This window comes from Chitinophaga sp. (assembly GCF_036569185.1).
Classification (GTDB): Bacteria; Bacteroidota; Bacteroidia; order Chitinophagales; family Chitinophagaceae; genus Chitinophaga.
In genome coordinates, this window is record NZ_DATCRD010000168.1 from 1 (window position 1) to 17,537 (window position 17,537).

Annotated in this window: 18 protein-coding genes and 1 pseudogene; 8 read left to right on the forward strand and 11 right to left on the reverse strand. The window is 47.0% G+C overall.

Annotated elements, in window-relative coordinates:
* Both VIM72_RS12535 and VIM72_RS12540 read left to right on the forward strand, forming a co-directional pair.
* The coding region (locus tag VIM72_RS12535; protein ID WP_332003172.1) for a hypothetical protein at positions 1-206 on the forward strand (206 nt) is incomplete at its 5' end.
* 84 nt (positions 207-290) lie between these two features.
* Positions 291-788 (forward strand): RidA family protein, encoded by a 498-nt coding sequence (locus tag VIM72_RS12540; RefSeq protein ID WP_332003173.1) that lies wholly within the window; start codon positions 291-293, stop codon positions 786-788.
* Between the two features lie 965 nt (positions 789-1,753).
* Here VIM72_RS12540 and VIM72_RS12545 read toward each other — a convergent pair.
* From VIM72_RS12545 to VIM72_RS12565, 5 genes are all read right to left on the reverse strand, one after another.
* Positions 1,754-2,659, reverse strand: coding sequence for an oxidoreductase (locus VIM72_RS12545; RefSeq protein ID WP_332003174.1), 906 nt, complete (start codon positions 2,657-2,659; stop codon positions 1,754-1,756).
* Positions 2,660-2,739: 80 nt separating this feature from the next.
* Positions 2,740-3,642 (reverse strand): helix-turn-helix transcriptional regulator, encoded by a 903-nt coding sequence (locus VIM72_RS12550; RefSeq protein WP_332003175.1) that lies wholly within the window; start codon positions 3,640-3,642, stop codon positions 2,740-2,742.
* A 32-nt stretch (positions 3,643-3,674) separates the two neighbouring features.
* Positions 3,675-5,270, reverse strand: coding sequence for an MFS transporter (locus tag VIM72_RS12555; RefSeq protein WP_332003176.1), 1,596 nt, complete (start codon positions 5,268-5,270; stop codon positions 3,675-3,677).
* Positions 5,271-5,272: 2 nt separating this feature from the next.
* Positions 5,273-6,346: an HlyD family secretion protein gene (locus VIM72_RS12560; RefSeq protein WP_332003177.1), complete on the reverse strand. Its 1,074-nt coding sequence runs from the start codon at positions 6,344-6,346 to the stop codon at positions 5,273-5,275.
* 3 nt (positions 6,347-6,349) lie between these two features.
* Entirely contained in the window at positions 6,350-7,684 is a 1,335-nt protein-coding gene (locus tag VIM72_RS12565) for a TolC family protein (RefSeq protein ID WP_332003178.1), read from the reverse strand.
* Between the two features lie 86 nt (positions 7,685-7,770).
* Here VIM72_RS12565 and VIM72_RS12570 point away from each other — a divergent pair, with 86 nt between their 5' ends.
* A complete protein-coding gene (locus tag VIM72_RS12570; RefSeq protein WP_332003179.1) occupies positions 7,771-8,562 on the forward strand; it encodes an AraC family transcriptional regulator in 792 nt (263 codons plus the stop codon).
* A 71-nt stretch (positions 8,563-8,633) separates the two neighbouring features.
* Complete coding sequence (locus VIM72_RS12575; protein ID WP_332003180.1) at positions 8,634-10,178, forward strand: S10 family peptidase; 1,545 nt, start codon at positions 8,634-8,636, stop codon at positions 10,176-10,178.
* Between the two features lie 53 nt (positions 10,179-10,231).
* Here the strand turns inward: VIM72_RS12575 and VIM72_RS12580 are convergent, their stop codons facing one another.
* Positions 10,232-11,011, reverse strand: coding sequence for a porin family protein (locus VIM72_RS12580; protein ID WP_332003181.1), 780 nt, complete (start codon positions 11,009-11,011; stop codon positions 10,232-10,234).
* A gap of 23 nt (positions 11,012-11,034) precedes the next feature.
* The gene (locus VIM72_RS12585; protein ID WP_332003182.1) at positions 11,035-12,090 is read right to left on the reverse strand and encodes a PCMD domain-containing protein; all 1,056 of its coding nucleotides are present in this window, start codon (positions 12,088-12,090) and stop codon (positions 11,035-11,037) included.
* Between the two features lie 54 nt (positions 12,091-12,144).
* Here VIM72_RS12585 and VIM72_RS12590 point away from each other — a divergent pair, with 54 nt between their 5' ends.
* From VIM72_RS12590 to VIM72_RS12600, 3 genes are all read left to right on the forward strand, one after another.
* A complete protein-coding gene (locus tag VIM72_RS12590; protein WP_332003183.1) occupies positions 12,145-12,660 on the forward strand; it encodes an FUSC family protein in 516 nt (171 codons plus the stop codon).
* A gap of 58 nt (positions 12,661-12,718) precedes the next feature.
* Complete coding sequence (locus tag VIM72_RS12595; RefSeq protein ID WP_332003184.1) at positions 12,719-13,537, forward strand: phosphatase PAP2 family protein; 819 nt, start codon at positions 12,719-12,721, stop codon at positions 13,535-13,537.
* 431 nt (positions 13,538-13,968) lie between these two features.
* Positions 13,969-14,487: a hypothetical protein gene (locus VIM72_RS12600; protein ID WP_332003185.1), complete on the forward strand. Its 519-nt coding sequence runs from the start codon at positions 13,969-13,971 to the stop codon at positions 14,485-14,487.
* On the opposite strand, the gene VIM72_RS12605 is transcribed toward VIM72_RS12600, so the two are convergent.
* The 4 genes from VIM72_RS12605 to VIM72_RS12620 form a co-directional block, all read right to left on the reverse strand.
* Complete coding sequence (locus tag VIM72_RS12605) at positions 14,476-15,120, reverse strand: phosphatase PAP2 family protein (RefSeq protein ID WP_332003186.1); 645 nt, start codon at positions 15,118-15,120, stop codon at positions 14,476-14,478. The two genes, VIM72_RS12600 and VIM72_RS12605, sit on opposite strands and share 12 nt — an antisense overlap.
* Positions 15,121-15,570, reverse strand: coding sequence for a DinB family protein (locus VIM72_RS12610; RefSeq protein ID WP_332003187.1), 450 nt, complete (start codon positions 15,568-15,570; stop codon positions 15,121-15,123).
* Between the two features lie 26 nt (positions 15,571-15,596).
* A complete protein-coding gene (locus tag VIM72_RS12615; protein ID WP_332003188.1) occupies positions 15,597-16,049 on the reverse strand; it encodes a MarR family winged helix-turn-helix transcriptional regulator in 453 nt (150 codons plus the stop codon).
* A 273-nt stretch (positions 16,050-16,322) separates the two neighbouring features.
* The gene (locus VIM72_RS12620; protein ID WP_332003189.1) at positions 16,323-16,718 is read right to left on the reverse strand and encodes a GRAM domain-containing protein; all 396 of its coding nucleotides are present in this window, start codon (positions 16,716-16,718) and stop codon (positions 16,323-16,325) included.
* A 61-nt stretch (positions 16,719-16,779) separates the two neighbouring features.
* Here VIM72_RS12620 and VIM72_RS12625 point away from each other — a divergent pair.
* Positions 16,780-17,537, forward strand: a pseudogene (locus VIM72_RS12625) (nicotinate phosphoribosyltransferase); the annotation flags it as partial.

Below are 17,537 nucleotides of genomic sequence, written 5' to 3' on the forward strand. Positions count from 1 at the left end.
CTCCGGTGTCCGGGGCATTGCTTCATTTTTCCTTCACCGTGAAAGACGCTACTGCGGCTTATCAAGCCGCTATTGCCGCAGGCGCTTCCAGCTGTGTGCCGCCGTCGGTACTGCGCCTGGGGGAACCGGCCATAACGGTACACAATTCCCTTGTATACGGCCTGGATGGCGAAGTGATAGAGTTTATTGAAACCTTCCGGGACTAATACTGTTATGCTTCAGATAGGTAAATCTGTGCCTGTTCCTGCGTAATTATTTGTGTTTATTTTGCCTTGTACAAAATCAACAGCATGACTCGCAGGAATACGCTGGTACCCTTACTGGTATTGGCTTTGGCAGGCGCCTTATTTATTATCTTCAAAAGTATTAACATGGAAAAAGAAACGAAAGCTCCAATGGTGATCAATCCCCCGGGTTTATATGACCCGGCGCCCAATGCATATTCTCATATTGCGGTGATACCCGCGGGAAATACGTTGGTTTTTATATCCGGTCAGGGCGGTGAAACCGGTGATGGCCAATTGATAAATGATTTCCGCGTGCAGCTGAGGCAATCATTCAGCAACCTGGATACGGCGCTCAAATCGCAGGGCTTAACATTCAGCGACGTTGTAAAGCTCACCACGCTGATTGTGGATCACAATGAAGAAAAGCTGAAAGCTTTCACAGACGAAGCCACGAAGATCTGGCCGGACAAAAAATTTCCTGCAAACACACTGATCCCGGTTCCGCGGCTTGCCCTGGATGGCATGCTGGTGGAGATTGATGCAACGGCGGTAAAGAGATAACACCTTAATAAAAAGGTAACCGTTTGATTAGGTATGGTTTATACCCGGTCAAACGGTTTTTTATTCAAGACGACTTCCCGGATAAAAAATTATACGCGATTCTCAGGGCCTTTGTTCTGGTCAATGATCGGATGATTTTAAAGATCTTGTTTTTGGATATTGGGGAGATGTAGGAGCTGCCAGGGTTTGGCTTGTATCGCGTCGGGAAGTAACAAAAAAATAAGCCATAGATAAGTCATATCTTATAGATATGGCTTATCTATGGCTTAACTAAGGGTTACCTAGGACTTACCTAAGGCTTATTCATACTGTGTTCAGGATCCTTAGTGCAGAAAAACTTTACAGTTGACGTATTGAATGCAGGATTAGCTTTACATGCTAAAAATTGTTTCAGCGAGCGCTTTACAGGTGTCTTAGTCCTGTTTTAGTACAGAAAGATCTTACAGTCGATGTTCCGACTGCAGGATTAGCTTTACAGCCGGAGTTTGTTTTCAGCGGGCGCCTCGATATTGCTAAATGCATCTTTGGGCCAACGGCTGATAATCACTTATAGTTGCTTTTTGATGTTCTGCCAGTCTTTGATCCATCTTTAACAGCAGTTCTTATAATTCATTTATAGTTGCTTTTTGATTTTTGGTAAACAAGCGCTGTACAACTCATTCCACAACGCCTGGAAAAACTGCCCATTGAACCCTCAGAAACAGCGACCAAAGAATCAAATTTCTCAACCCAATAAATCTTAATAAAAAACACTTGAAACTTTCTGATAATATTGTGTCTATAGATTTCCTATAATTTATATTATGTTAAATAGAAAAATTCCAGTTTGAGATAACCTACAATTAACTATCTCTTCTTCCGTCACCTTCGGCTCCCCTAAATTAAAAAAGCTGACCATGGTCGATTTGATCCTCTCAAATCACCCTGATCAGCAATACGTAGTCTATCCGCTTTACGAGCATCAATTATCCCGGGAATTGAACGCCGGTTACCTCTTCAGCGTAACTCCAAAGCCGTTGGGCCGCCACTTCGTCCGATCCATTAGGCGCAATGGCTGCGCGCGCCGGAAACCCGCGGTAACCGCCGTCCTGGTCGGGACCAAACAATTCACCACCCATTACATCCTCTGAAACAGCTGCATACAGCGATGGTAAAGCACCCTGCCAAGGCTCCATGAGCTCACCAATACGTTCTACAGCGGCGGAAAATTCGTCAGCGGTCATATGACGCGCCAGCTCCGTTTTATTGGCGCCCGGTTGCGCAGCTACCGATATCACTTTATCGCCAACTGCGTTGATGCGCCGCTGCAGTTCTACTGAAAACAGGATATCAGCCAGCTTGCTCTGGGAATATTCTCTCATCGGATCATAGGACTTCTCCGATTTAAGGTTGTCAAAATCGATACTTCCACGCAGGTAAGCCATGCTGCTTACCGTAACAATACGCGCCCCTGGTGTGTTTTTGAGCAATGGGTACAGGTATCCCGTCAATGCGAAATGCCCGATGAAGTTGACCCCAAACTGTAACTCAAACCCATCGTCCGTTTTAGATGCCGGGGGAATCATCACCCCTGCGTTATTAATAAGCAGGTGAAGCTGTTGGTGACGTTCCAGGAAAGTTTCAGCAAATTGTCGGACCATCTTCAGGCTGGCAAGGTTCAGCAAAGCTGTTTCCAGCGTGCCTGTACCGCCCTGTTGCCGGAGGCTTTCCAGCGCCTGGATGGCATTATCTGTATTTCTGCAGGCCAATATCACATGTGCGCCTGCTTTATAGAATGCCAGCGCCGTTTCAAACCCGATTCCGGTATTGGCGCCGGTTACTATCACCGTTTTACCGGTTTGATCTGTCATATTATCTTTTGCTGTCCACATAGCTTTATTTGTTTGATCATACAAAGTTCATCAAACAGTTGCCGCCAGTGATACCGGATTGAAAGCAAAAACTACAAAAATCAATCAGTGCGGGATTGCCTGAATTTATTAGGAGTGATTTTAGCCAGACTTTTGAAGAAAGCAGAAAAATGATTAGGTTCCCCGAATCCGAGGCACCAGGCAATTTCGTTGACTGTCCAGTTGGTACTTTTAAGCAGGATCCTGGCTTCCTGCAGCACGCGTTCTTTAATGAGCTGTGAGGTGGTTTTGCCCGTGATCTCTTTCAGAGCTTTATTGAGATGGTTAACATGAATGTTTAGTTGTCGGGCAAAGGCGGAAGGCGTATTTAACCGGATCACCTGGCTGCTTAATTCAATGGGAAACTGTCGTTCCAGCAACTCTGCAAACAATCCTGTGATCCTTTCCGCTGCATTAGAGCCTGTGGCGGGGATTCCGGACGCGGGCTGTATTTTCTGCGCCCCGTGTATCACTTCCATTACAAGATGCCGCAGCAGGTCGTACTTATAGGCATAACCACCCTGCAGCTCATTGAACATCTTCTGGAAAAGTTCAGCAAAATTAGATACGTCGCCGGCAGATAACGGTATCACCGCAGATTCAGCAGATTGAAATGCCGGGTAATGACTGATGTTGCCAAACCGGTGAAAGAATGCTTCGGTGAATACGCATACATAGCCACTTTGTTTTTTACTGATCCTCTCCCAGTTATACGGTACCATCGGGTTGGTAAATACCAACACGCTATCCAATACTTCAATGGTTTGATCTGCATAATGGATTTTGCTATGACCCTTTACCAGGCTGATTTTGAAGAAGTCGCGGCGACTATACGTCACCTGCTTATGACCCGGCAGTTCCATGTCTTCAATCCGGAAAATGTTAAAGTGCCCCGCTTCCTGTAAAGCAGGCGCCATGTCCTGGTTCAGGGCCTTATAAAAGGATTGTAATGCAATGACCTTCATTATCCATCAAAGATACGAAAATCAAATAACGCTTACACCGTTGCTGCCGCCGGCTGCTTACTCCTCACATTAATTGTAATCCGGTTAATATACGGCGTCATTACAATCAGCAGCATCAGCACCAGTATCAGGATGGCCACCAGCTCATAATAATCCATAGCGTACTTTAAAAAAGCCTGTTTCTGTATGGCTTTATCCAACAGGCCCGGCGCCAGTTTAGCCGCCTGGTCAGTCATTAGTCCGCGCGACTGTAGCGCCGCCTGGTAAGCATGCAGCCGCTCTTCCAGCCCGTTATCCGTTCTGGAAATCCCGTCGCTCAGCCGCATCGCGTGGATTTTGGTGAAATACAGGGAGCCGTAATTAATGAGCGCAGTGCTCAGCCCGAAAAATGTGTACCTGATAAAAACCCCGGCTGTAGATGCCGATACGCTGATACTTTCCGGTACAGATGAAATGATGAAAAGAACGATGGGTGTAAGCAATAGGCCCGCACCACATCCCTGGATGATCAACGGCAGTATGAAGGTCGACTGGTCCGCTTCAGAGGTGAACAGGAAATACATCGTGCTATGGAAAACCAGTAAGAGAAAGAAACCTGTCAGCCATATGAATTGCAACGGCCGTTTTTTTACCACCAGCCTGGCCGCAATGGTAGCCCCTACCACAATACCAGCCAGGTTGTAGCCAAGCAGCCCGTAAGTATGGATCGGGTCCAGGCCCAGTACTGTGGAAAAGAAACCGGTGGTAACATTGAATGATCCCCTGATCAGGTAAAGCCCTCCCAGCAGCGTGATACCAAACAGGAACCCCTTCGATTTAAATACATCCATATTTATAAAAGGCCGCTTGCTGTATAGCTGCCGTACAACAAATACGGTGGCCAGGAAAATAATTCCCGCAACGCTCCATACTATCCGGTCATCCTGCAACCAATAATACTGCTGTCCATAAATCAGCACATATCCCATCAGGATGAGCATCGGCGCATATACCAGGAAGCTGCTCCAGTCAAGCTGGTAAAGCGGTGTTTTGCGAACAAGATGTACGCGGTTCATTAATAACAACAACAATACAGCCCCGGGAATGAATGTATAAATGATCATCTTATACAAAACATTATACTCATAATTATCCACCAGCTGCGCAGTTACCAACGATGTTAGTGAACTGGCACAAAGAATCATTCCATAAAAAATAGCATAGCCTGTTTCCCGTGCATGTTCTGATTTCATCCTGCTGAATAATAATGTTAAACAGATGCTGGTAACACCGCAATTAAGAATGCCTTGCAAAAAACGGCAGATGAGCAGCACCGATATTTCCCTGGTATGATAACACCAGTAACTAACGGCTACCTGCAACACCAGGCAAATAAGAAAATATTCCTTAGTGGCAATACGGCTGAAGAACCGCTTCTCCAGCGGCGTGAAAGCCACCAGGGCTGCATAATACACGAGCATGGAAAACTGGATATCAGGCGGTTCGGCGCCATAAAATCCCGTAGCGGCGTTCACGTTAGCCGTTGATAATGCAAACAGCATCACCGTTGGAAATAATACCAGTAGAATGGTTAGCCTGATCAGCCACTCTGGCGCCCATGAACGGAATGTTTGTTTACTTTGCCCCATGATTACCTGCGTTCTTTTTCAACAGATACATTCACGTTCATACCGGCGGAAAGCTGTTTTAATTCTTCCGCACTACCGTTAAGGCGTATACGAACAGGAATACGCTGTGCAATTTTTACAAAATTGCCGGTGGCATTATCTGGTGGCAACAGGGAAAAACGGCTGCCGGTGGCGGCCGACAGCGATTCAATTTTACCGGTTAGCCGCTTCCCCGGAAAAGCATCCACTGCTATGTTTGCAGTGCCGCCTATCATCATATGCCGGATCTGTGTTTCCTTGAAATTGGCCACTACCCATTTACCTGCCTCCCAGTCTACAATATAAGCCAGCACCTGCCCGGCAGAAACCAGCTGCCCGCGCTGAATGGTACGGCGCCCCATTTTGCCGTTGTATGGCGCGGTAATAATTGTGTAGGAAACATTGAGATTGTTTTTTGTTACCACGGCCACTCTCCTCTTAATTTCAGCTGCCAGCGCGCTTTGCTGTACTTTGGCATCGTTGATTTTTGAGAGGGATGCCTGGTAGGCATCGAGTGCGGTGTTATACTCCGACTGCGCTACTGCCCGTGCAGCTTCTACCCTTTCCAATTGCTGTTTGGTGGCGGATTCTACGTCGTATAGTTTCTTATAGCGGTCGTATTCCTGTTCCTGGTGCGTTAGTTTTGCTTTTGCTGCGGCTATCTGCGACTGGTACACTTTGGAAGATTGGGCTGTGGTGGAAACATTACTTTCCAGTATCGATACCTGTGCTTTGGCGTTCATCAGGGAAGCTTCGGCTTCCTGTTGCTGTGCGGCGTATTCACTGTTGTCAATGATAATCAGGGTATCGCCCCGCTTTACTTCCTGGTTTTCTTCATACCGGATCTCTTGTACATACCCGGTTACTTTTGCTACAACAGGATTAATATATTCATCGATCTGTGCGTCGTTTGTTTCTTCAAATTTCCATTGATGCAGCAACGTCCTGATTCCCCATATGGCCAGGAATGCCACTACCACTGAAGCGATGATGGTAGTGATGCGGGAAATAAGCCTGTCTGTTTTATTGGTAGTAGTGTTAGTGTTCGTGTTGTTCATATATTAAAGGTTGCCTGTTGCTTTCAATAATTGATAGTATTGTAATTGTGCGGTTACCTCTGCTGTAGTAAGATCGAAGCGGGATTGCAGCAGCTGTGTTTCTGCATCCAGCAGGTCGGTGAGCAGTGATAACTGGTTGAAGTAAGTATTATTTACAATCCGGAAATTCTCTTTTGCCTGGTTGATGTTATCATTAGCCACGTCTATACGTGTGATGGATTCTGTAAAGCGCAGGTAGGCCATTTTTACCTCCTGCCTTACCTGGTCTTTAACATCAGCATGTGCTGTTTCCTGCCATTGCAGGTTGATCTTTGCTTCCTGCTTTTTATGTTTGTTCTGGTAAAATGCGGAGATAGGTATACCCGCTTTTACACCCACCTGCCCCAGGCCGTAGAGCGCAATGGAATAAGGATAAAAAAGGATCTGCGGATAGGTGTAGGCGTATTCGGCGTATAGCCCTACTTTAGGAAGGATGTTGCTCTTTACATCCTTCAGTTTCAATTCGCTCAGGACCGTTTCTTTCTCCGAAATCTTAAAGGCAAATGAGTGTTCATATGCATCGGCGAGGTAATCTTGGTAGGTGCGTGCAGGTAGTTTTCTGATCATTAATGTATCCAGCGCCACCTCGTTGTCTGTACTGTCTGGCTGACCAATCATAATATTCAGCCGCTGGTTGGAGATCCGGATGCCGTTTCTTATTTCCAGCAGCGTCATTTTTTGTTTGGAGAGTTTGAGCTCCGCCCTCAGCAGGTCGCTTTTCAGTACTACGCCGTTCCTGTGCAGTTGACGGATCTCTTCCAGTTCTTTTTCCCGTTCGGCGATATCCTGCAGCATTACTTTTTCGTACATCCGTCCACGATAGATATCCAGATACATGGCAGCTGCTTTATACCTGATGTCCGTAACAGTAAGATTTTTCTGTTCCTCTGCCAATTCCGCTTCGGTTTGCCGTAGTTCAATCTCCCTGGTAGTTTTTCCACCGTTATATACATTGAGATAGGCATCTGCGCCGAATTGGTAATAACCGTGCACGACCGGGTATTGCGTAGGACTTTTCAGTAACCCATCTTCATAAATAGCCAGGTTAGAAACACGGGCGTATATGCCGTTTGCCTTTACTTCCGGTAAGCGCTCATCCCTGGCGGCTTTGGTCCGTTCATTCATACCTTGAACGCGGAGGTACTGCATCTGCAATTGCCGGTTATAGGTTGCCGCTTTTTTCCATACATCCGTTAACGTTAGGGGATTCTTCTCAGGGTTCTGACTGGTAGCTGTTTGTGTGGTAAGAAGCGTTAACATAAGCACTTTTCCCAGCCACTTATTAATAATTGTAGACATACTTATAGTGATGAAGATGCAAAGTTCCTACCCTGGCAGTTAATTTATTTTCTATAAATTGCCATAAAATTGCTAGATCCGGCCAAATGAAAGATTTTGATCCACAGCTCATCTTACAGGACGTAGATGCGGTCCCCGAATCCGCTTATGTATGGCATTGGAAAACGGAGCATCATTTCTCCCCACATAAGCATAATAAGGGACAGCTGACCTATGTTGAAGGCGGCGCTGCTTTTCTATATACAAAGGATAAAACCTATTTTTTGCCGGCGCGGCATTATATGTGGGTGCCCGCCGGTGTGGAACATTATTTCCAGCACCGGTACCCGGCCAATTATGTACGCACCATATATTTTTTCAGCGAGCCGGAGGATAGTGAAGATCCTTTTTATAATAAGACAGGCATCTACCCGGTCAGCAATCTCCTGCTGGAAATGATCCTGCATACGGCTGCCTGGGATGGCGATATCATGCCGGACGACAAACGCTTCGTGTTTATCAAAGCCATCAAATATATGCTGCCGGCTATCAGCTCAGTACCGCTTCCCATTACCCTGCCCACAACCGATAATCCGAGGCTGCAGCCCGTACTGAGATATATCCAGGAAAATCTTGGAGAGCCGCTTACCCTGGAAACAGTGGGCCACGCCTTCAGCTACAGCGAGCGCACGCTCACCCGCCTTTTCCGCGCTACCATGGATATCTCCTTTTTCCAGTACCTGAAACTGGCCAGGATGATCAAAGCCATGGGGTACCTGCTTGAAACAGAGAAGACCATCAGTGAAATAGCCTGGGATACCGGCTACAACAGCGTTTCAGCGTTCAGTAATACTTTTTATAAACTGGTAGGCAAAAGACCAAGCGATTTCCAGCCATAGCCCACTCATCCTAATCTGCTTGATTTATTGCAACAATTGCCTAATCTTTAAGTGCAATCAAGATCTGCTACATGAACCTAACGAGAAAACAATTATGGCTGCCGCTATTACTAACAGGCGCCATCAGCCTGCAATTACAGGCACAGCAAAAGAACAGTAAACCTAATCCTGCTGCCAGAGAAGATGCGCCGCTACAAAGGTCTGTTGTACTGAACCCGGATACGGCGGTGATCACCTTTCATGACGTTACCGTAAAGGGGCAAAAGATCCCCTACAAAGCGGTAGCAGGTACCCAACCGGTATGGGATGAGGAGGGTAAAGTACTGGCCGGTCTCTTTTACACCTATTATGAAAGAACCGATGTAAAAGACCGCGCCGCCCGGCCACTGGTTATTTCCTTTAATGGCGGTCCCGGCACCCCTTCGGTATGGATGCAGATCGCATATACGGGTCCCCGCCTGCTGAATATCGATGATGAAGGGTACCCGGTACAACCTTATGGCATACACGAAAACCCGGAAACCATTTTGGATATAGCTGACATCATTTACATAGATCCGGCTAACACGGGCTTTTCCAGGCTTATCGGGAAAGATGTTCCCCGCGAAAAATTCTTCGGGGTAAATGCGGATATCCGCTACCTCGCGGAATGGATCAATACCTTTGTGTCCAGGCAAAACAGGTGGGCTTCGCCCAAATACCTGATCGGGGAAAGTTATGGTACTACCCGTGTTTCCGGCCTGGCGCTGGAATTGCAGAATGCGCAGTGGATGTACCTGAATGGTGTGATCCTCGTATCTCCCACCGAGCTGGGTATTTCCCGCAATGGCCCTGTAGACGCCGCATTGCGGCTCCCTTACTTTGCGGCCACCGCATGGTATCATAAAGCGCTGCCGCCGGATCTGCAGCAGAAAGACCTTACCGCTGTTTTACCAGAGGTGGAAAACTTTACCATTCATGAATTGATACCGGCTATCAGCCAGGGTGGTTTTTTGGAAGATCAGCAAAGAAAAGCGATCGCGGCTAAAATGGCCCGCTATTCCGGGCTTTCAGAAAAAGTGATCCTGCAACATAACCTGGATGTACCACCGAGTTTTTTCTGGAAAGAATTACTGCGTGATAAAGGCTTTACCGTAGGCCGGCTGGATTCCCGCTACCGGGGCATGGACCGGGAGGATGCCGGCAACGGACCGGATTACAATGCAGAACTTACTTCCTGGCTGCATGCATTTACACCTGCCATCAACATTTATCTTCGCCAGGAGCTGAAATTCAGCACCGATCTGAAATACATGATGTTTGGCCCGGTGCATCCCTGGGATAACAAGGGCGATAATACCGGCGAAAACCTCCGCGAGGCAATGGCTGCCAACCCTTACCTGCATGTAATGATCCAGTCGGGCTACTACGACGGCGCCTGTGATTATTTCAACGCCAAGTACAGCATGTGGCAGATGGACCCTGGCGGCCGGCTGAAAGACCGCCTCTCCTGGCGCGGCTACCGCAGTGGCCATATGATGTATCTCCGGAAAGATGACCTGGCTACCGGCAATAATGATATCCGTGAATTTATCCGCGCCTCGCTTCCTAAAGCAGGCCAGGCAGCAAAATATTAAAACCGTGTAGTAATAAAAAAGCAGCAGGGATACAACAAGTCGCTGCTGCTTTTTTATATTTTATAGGTTACGCCTAATGTGAGGTAGATATTGTATAAAGGGAAATCCATCCCCTTGAAATCATCGGGGAATATAGGTCTTAATCCCCAGTTGAGGTTACCGTCTATGCTGAGTTTTTTACCTACCCGGTATGCTGCTCCACCTTGCAACCCCGCATCAAAGGAGCGCACTTCTGTGCCAAAATCGAAGGTAGCGGATGTGATGTTTACTTTCTCTCCCAATGAGCCGCCGTTGCGGATATAGCCATCGGAAACGGTGCCATAAAAATTGGAGCTGAATAGCCAGGCTGCATAAACACCCAGGTTAAAGCGCCATCTGTTGCCAGGGGTATACACAGCGCTTATTGGAAAAGATATGTATGCATTACGTACCGTGGTTTTGTTCTTACCGGTAAAATCTCCCTCAAAACGTCCGCCATCGCTGGTGGTAATGATAGTAGGAAAATACTGTACTTCATCTTTGGTAGCCATTCCTTTGTAGTCGAGTTTTACGGCAATAGCAGCGCCCCATTTTTCAGTGTGGCGGTAAGACAATTCATAACCCAGCGAAGGCGAAAACTCCGGCCGGTAGGAATTAATTTTGCGGATGGTGTTTGGCAGTCCTACGGGTGCGGTGCCGCCAAAATTAAACCCTGCCAGGATGCGGTGCTCAAGTATCTTTTTGAACCTTTTGGTATTCGTTTGTTCGTTCCCGTTATCCTGCGCAAATAATTGTGCGGTGGATGTTAGTATGCCCAGTATCAGTCCTGCGATTTTTATAGTTATTTTATTCATTTACGATGCTGTTTTATTAGGAACTACTTCACTACTTCCAGGCTATCAAGTACCAGGCGGCTGCCAATGGCGCCTTTATAGGTATCGCCATCTTTACTGGAGGAGGCTACAATGGCCATCATCATTTTTTCGGTTCCGGTATATGGCTGTGTGATTTTAAACGGAATGTCGAACCGTGTCCATGCTGCCCGCGGGCCGCCATCGGGAATACTGGCAGTAGCAAGGATCCTGTCGGATGTGTGGATGTTAGTGGCATCCAGCCGGGTGGTGCCTTTAAATAATACAGCGTATAGGGAGCAGCTGTCTTTCATGCCCGCAATAATGTTCCCGGCTTTATCCTGGTATTGATCTCCCGGCTGGTATTTATAATAGCCCACAAAGCGCAGGGGCTTACCGGAATACGGCTCGCCAAACTGGGTGGCTTTTAATGGGGCAGCTAATGCATTCTGCGGATCAAACACACCAATAAAAAGAGAACCGGCAAATAATTTAATGCCGATGAGCGCAGATAGCGCCGTGCCTTTGCGGGTTACCAGTTCAGCGGCAGATTTGCCATGATAGGCATCTGCAGATGCCCGTAAAGGATATTCCATCGGGTCTTTGGGTACGCCGGACAAGGCAATGCCAGGGTTGCCGGACGACCAGAAGGAGCTGCTGCCATGTTCTATTACATACTGGTATCTATCGTGATCCTGCAATCCCCATGTTTCAAAATCCCATGCCCAGATGCCCATGCCTCCTAACTGGATCGTATATACTTTTTTGTTGCCGCTGGCAGAGGTGACTACATATTCTTTTACAGTAGAAGAATCCAGGTGTAAGGAATCGCCTGATGCAGGCACTACGGTGGCGCCGGCAGATGTAGTAATAACGGGCGTTACGCCACTTTTAAAAGCATCAGGCGTCAGATTCAGGAAGATCTTCCTGTTTGCCTGGTCAATAAAAACATCTGCGGTAAGATATTTTTTATCTATTGAAAACGTTTCAATATCAGCTTCCGGGTTGATGGGCGGATCTTTAATACAGGCGTGCAACGAAACAATCAGTGTGGCCAGGTAGCATAGATTCCTTATTTTCATGCCATTATTTTGGTTAAGTTATTAGAACAATTCCCAACTGCCAAAAGTTCAATTATGATAGACAAAATGAGAATCAGGCGAATATTGATCTATGCCGCCAAGTGCGTGACCGGCGTACTGGTGGTGCTTGGTTTGTCGTGGTTAGTGAACTATGCCGATGTGATCTGGGTATTGATTTCCGTGATGCTGGTATTATCGCCCGATGGATCAGACGCAGTAACGTTGGCGGTTACACGTATTAAGGCAAACCTGGTAGGTGGCATCTCCGGTTTCCTGCTGATACTGGTACATCCGAATTTGCTGCTGATGATGTGTACGGCAGTATTTGTAACGGTGGTGATCTGCAACCTGCTGAACCTGGAAGCAGCTACCCGTACAGCTTTGGCAGCTACTATTATTGTAATGACCCACGAGGCCGGGGAACACGTCTGGGATACGGCGGTGGCAAGGATATTGTCTGTAATGGCCGGTTGCCTGCTTGGATTGCTGATTACCTTTATCTTCCATAACCGTTATACCAAGCAAACGGCTGAAATGATCCTTCCCAAACCCGACCGTGGCGGCGAATAACGGGATACAGATTTGCTCCAGAATTTGCATCTACATTTGATGGTATAAGGATAGATGCATGAAGAAAATGATATTCTCGACAGGTTTGGCATTCTGTACCCTTACCTGTTCCTACAACGCTGAAGCCCAGGAAACAGATTCCCTGCCTACGGTAAGCGATACTGTACATTTTAACTACCCCGCGCCATCCAGGGCGATATCAGGGCCATTTCACACTACGGTGGCCGGTCTTGCAGTTCCGGCAGCAATGATTGGTTATGGCGTGCTGGCGTTGAATAATCCCACGCTCCGTGACCTGAACAGTACTACCAAAGCAGAAATCAAAGAAGATCATCCCCAGTTCCGCACCCATATAGATAACTACCTGCAATATGCCCCGGTAGCGGCGGTTTATATACTGAATGCTGCTGGTATTCACGGGAAACACAACCTGCGCGACCGTACCATCCTGCTGGGGATTTCGGCGGTGCTTACCGCAGGTACCGTGGAAATAGTAAAAAATAAAACACATGAAGAACGGCCGGACCATTCCGATTACCTCTCCTTCCCTTCAGGGCATACAGCTTCGGCTTTTGCTGCGGCGGAATATCTCCGGCAGGAATACAAAGATGTTTCCCCCTGGTATGGAGTGGCGGGCTACCTGGCCGCTACTACCACCGGCGCATTAAGAATGTATAATAATAAGCACTGGCTGAGCGATGTGGTAGCTGGTGCGGGAGTGGGTATTTTAAGTACCAAAGCCGCTTATTGGGTGTATCCCCTGTTGCAGCGAAAGCTCTTTAATGGCCCTGCCAGGGCAGCTGATAAAGTGATCATGCCTTATTACAACCCACAGTTTCACAGTGCAGGTTTAAGCTTTATATTCTTTCCCCGCTGATAACATGATAAAAAGATAATATGTTATAGCAGGGTGTTACCCAACACCATTACTTGTTCTACCGGATGAGGGAAAATACATTAAACAATTATTTGGAGTATTAACGAAAGATTATTTGGGGGTTAACCCCTAAAGCTGACCTGGTTACAAACACCTTGTTTTTGGCAATGTGGCAAAGTTGCAGGTTTCTCCTGAGAAATTTTGTGATTTAATTGTTAATGTCAAAAAAAAATGTCCATTTTTGTAAAGGCCCGTTAGAAAACCTTTTGCCAGCCTGAGCTATCACGCTTTTGTTAACATTGAATTTACAATTACCTGTGTAAGACCGTTTATCTTAGCATTATCAATTTGATAATCAAAAAACCTGTAACCTCCGGATCAAACGACCAGGCTCTATGTCCTGCAGATCATTCCTCAAAAAGCTGTTAACTATGTACATTCCGGTAATCATCCTGCTTTTCTTCCTGTTGTGGTACATCCGTTTCAGGGTGCAAAGTTTCCGTGTGGCCTTTAAAGAGAAAAGATTAAGACCCATTCCAGGGGAAGACGCTATCCTGGCAGTGAGGATAGTAGGTGTTTCCAACAGTGTATTCAGCGTATCCAAATACCTGCGCAGTGTAAAGAACCTGTCGGATACGCGGTTTATGACCGTGGCCATTAACCAGGTAATCAGCACCCCCATGGGAACTACCCACCAGGCAAGGTTGATTGAAAACCTTGCTCCCGGGGAAGAACGCCGGTTAGGCCATACGGATGATGTAAGAGAAGGTAAATACCGGATCTATATCGGGTATGAAGTATTATGGGCCAGGTACACTCCTGCCCCTGTATGGCACAAAGAGAAAGATACTTCCGCTACATCTCCCGCAAAACTATATAAGGATATGCTCCGGCAACACCAGGACTCGCTCATTGCTGAAATGGAGAAAAAGAAAGATTTATTGTCCTGACAACTGCTCCGTTTTCCCGCGGAAAATAGTTAACCATACCATGGAGAAGAAAACGCCCAGCGTGGCCCCGGCAGTCACATCTTCGAGGAAGTGCTGGCTCATATACATGCGGGAATAGCCCACCAGCATGGCCAGCGCCAGGTATACCAGAGACAGGTACTTATTTTTGGAATAATAGGAAAGGACGGTAGCAGCAGTAAATGCGCATACGCTATGCCCGGAAGGAAAGCTCCTGAAGTTATCAAGCACCGATACGCCAGGTACAAAATAGATGTCCTGTAAACGGCTGGCAAAATAACGGTGTGGGCGTGGAAAACCGATGAGCGCTTTCAGCGTGAAACTGATGGCGGCTGTGAAAAGGTAAGCAGTGGCCAGCATGGTGCCGGCACGCCGGTTAATGATCAGCAGCAACAGGGAAATAAGCACCGCGGCCAGGGTACTTCCCAGCTCTGTAATGTAGGGGAATAGCACATCGCCCGCCGGCGTATGTAACCTGTTGATAAAGAAATAAGCATCCTGCCTGCTTACAAACACCCTCGTTAACAGTATCGTTATTACGACTAACGCAAATGGCCATACCAGCCATTTCAGCTGCTGATATACCCTGATAAAATTTTTCAGAAAAGCGTTCATTTAACCAGGTTGGGTTAATCGGCGATGATAATTTATTTGCCCGAGATGATAATTAAGATGTGTGCTCAGGTGCACCAGAAAATGCCCGGTAGACAAAGTGCCGGCCAGCACCTTTTCCGGGTAGATCTTTTCAATATCCTCCGCAGTTAACCCCGCTATAACGGTAAGGGTTATACGGCGTGTGGTACTGATCAGCACCAGCAGCTCTTCCGTAGGAACGTTCCTTGCACTGAACTCCAGGTCCCTGTTACGCACATAACCCGTTTTCCCCAGTACTGCACCCACATAGTGTTGCAGGTTGCCGCAAAGATGAAGGCAAAGGTTGCCTGCGGGATTTTTTATCCCCGGAGGAATCAGCCAGATGCCGGCAGCGGTATCATATGCAGCGATCTCCTCTTCCAGTTTGCTGAGATCACGTTCAAATAAATTGATTAAAATTCCGGTTAGCATATGCTAAAGATAGGAAAAGCAGGTGATCATCTTTTGATATTGTTATAAATATATTCCAGTATCAGCTGGGCATGTTGAAGATCACTCTTTGAAATGCCTTTCTCCGCCATCTCTACAACAGATAACGCCAACGGATATACTTTATCTTTCAACTTTTTGCCCGCAGCAGTGAGCCATACCCGCTTGCTCCGCCGGTCGGTGTTGTCGGACATGCGTTTTACCAGGTTTCTTTTTTCAAGATTGTCCAATAGCTTGGTCAGACTGGCCTTATCTTTTCCGATCTTATCTGCCAGTTCCTGCTGCCGGCTGCCATCCTGTTCCCCCCAGAGGTAACGCAGAATAAAATACATATCAGGAGTAATATCCAGCCCGGCCTGCATAAATACACTCAGTAGTCTCAGCCGGTACGCCGTATGTGTTCTGATCACCGCGCTGGCAATGTTCATGCGCAGCCTGGCGCTGATTTCTGATTTCGTCATAATCTGGGTAAAGGATTATTCAGTCTTATTGAATCGCTAACTGGTTAACCGTTATTAAACAGCTTTCCCTGAACATAAATTAACAAGTTTTGTTTAAAGTACATAATTCAGCAGGATTACTAACAATATTACGCAGAAATTTAGTCCCTTCCGGGAGAAGTGCGGACATGAGCAGGATACATAAGGAGAAGGAAGCAGATGGGAAAGTTAGTCCGCATTGCATGCGTGAAGGACACGATGCTAATGCGGACTGCGGGTTTAATCGCTGAGGAATTAATTTACGCTGAATAAGGGCTTTACATCCAGCATGGCTTTCTGGTAAGCGGCATCAAAAACTTCCCATTTACCGGTAACCCCGATGCGGATTTTGCGGCCATCTATCAGGTCGAACTCGGCCACTTTTTTATTGAATCCGTGTTTTCCTCTTTTGAAATCCGTAATATCGGATAACGGAAATTCTACAGCGGTCTTTTTACGGCTCAGCAACCAGCCGATGATGCCAAACACAAGGAACATCAGCATAGGGCTTGCTTTGAAAACAATTCTTTCGTTGGTAAGATACAAAATGCCTTGTTTTGCGTTAAAATTGTTCTTGATGTATACTCCGTTTACTTTGAATAACACCGTTTCCTGTGGGTTAAGGGGCCATTTAACTTTAATCTGCTGCATGTTAACTACAATATGGTTTAGCCGCAAAAATATACTTTTATTGTGAATCCAAACAGCAAATATGATCCTTACTTCCCTTCTTGATAATGATTTCTACAAATTCACCATGCAGCATGGTGTTATCAAATTGTTTCCTAAGGCCCGTGCCCGTTATACTTTTATTAACCGCGGGCATCATTTATTTCCTCCTGGTTTTGCAGAAGCCCTCCGCGAAGCGGTCAATAATATGCAGCAGTTGCAGCTTAGCCAGGAGGAAAAGGATTACCTGGCAGTCACCTGTCCTTATCTCGACCCCACCTACCTTGATTTTCTGCAGGGCTACCGCTATGATCCGGCGGAAGTGCATATTGCCCAGCAGGGCGATAACCTGGAAGTGCATGTGGATGGCTACTGGTACCGCACCATCCTCTGGGAGGTGCCGCTGATGTCGCTCATCTGTGAGCTGTATTACCAGTTGACCGGGCAGGAACGGGCGCCTGATGAGGAGGTGATCCGCATTACCCGGAATAAGATTGAGAAATATAAAGAAATGGATATCACCATCGCTGATTTTGGCACCCGGCGCCGGCATTCCCTCGGGGTTCACAAGCTGGTGGTGAAAACGCTTCGCCAGTATGGAGAAGGATGTTTTATAGGTACCAGCAATGTACACCTTGCCATGCGGAACGGAGTAAAGCCGGTGGGCACTCATGCGCACGAATGGTTTATGTTTCATGCGGCCAAATATGGCTTCAAAATGGCTAATATGCTTGGCCTGGAGAACTGGGTACAGGTATACCGGGGCGACTTGGGCATTGCCCTCTCCGATACCTATACCAC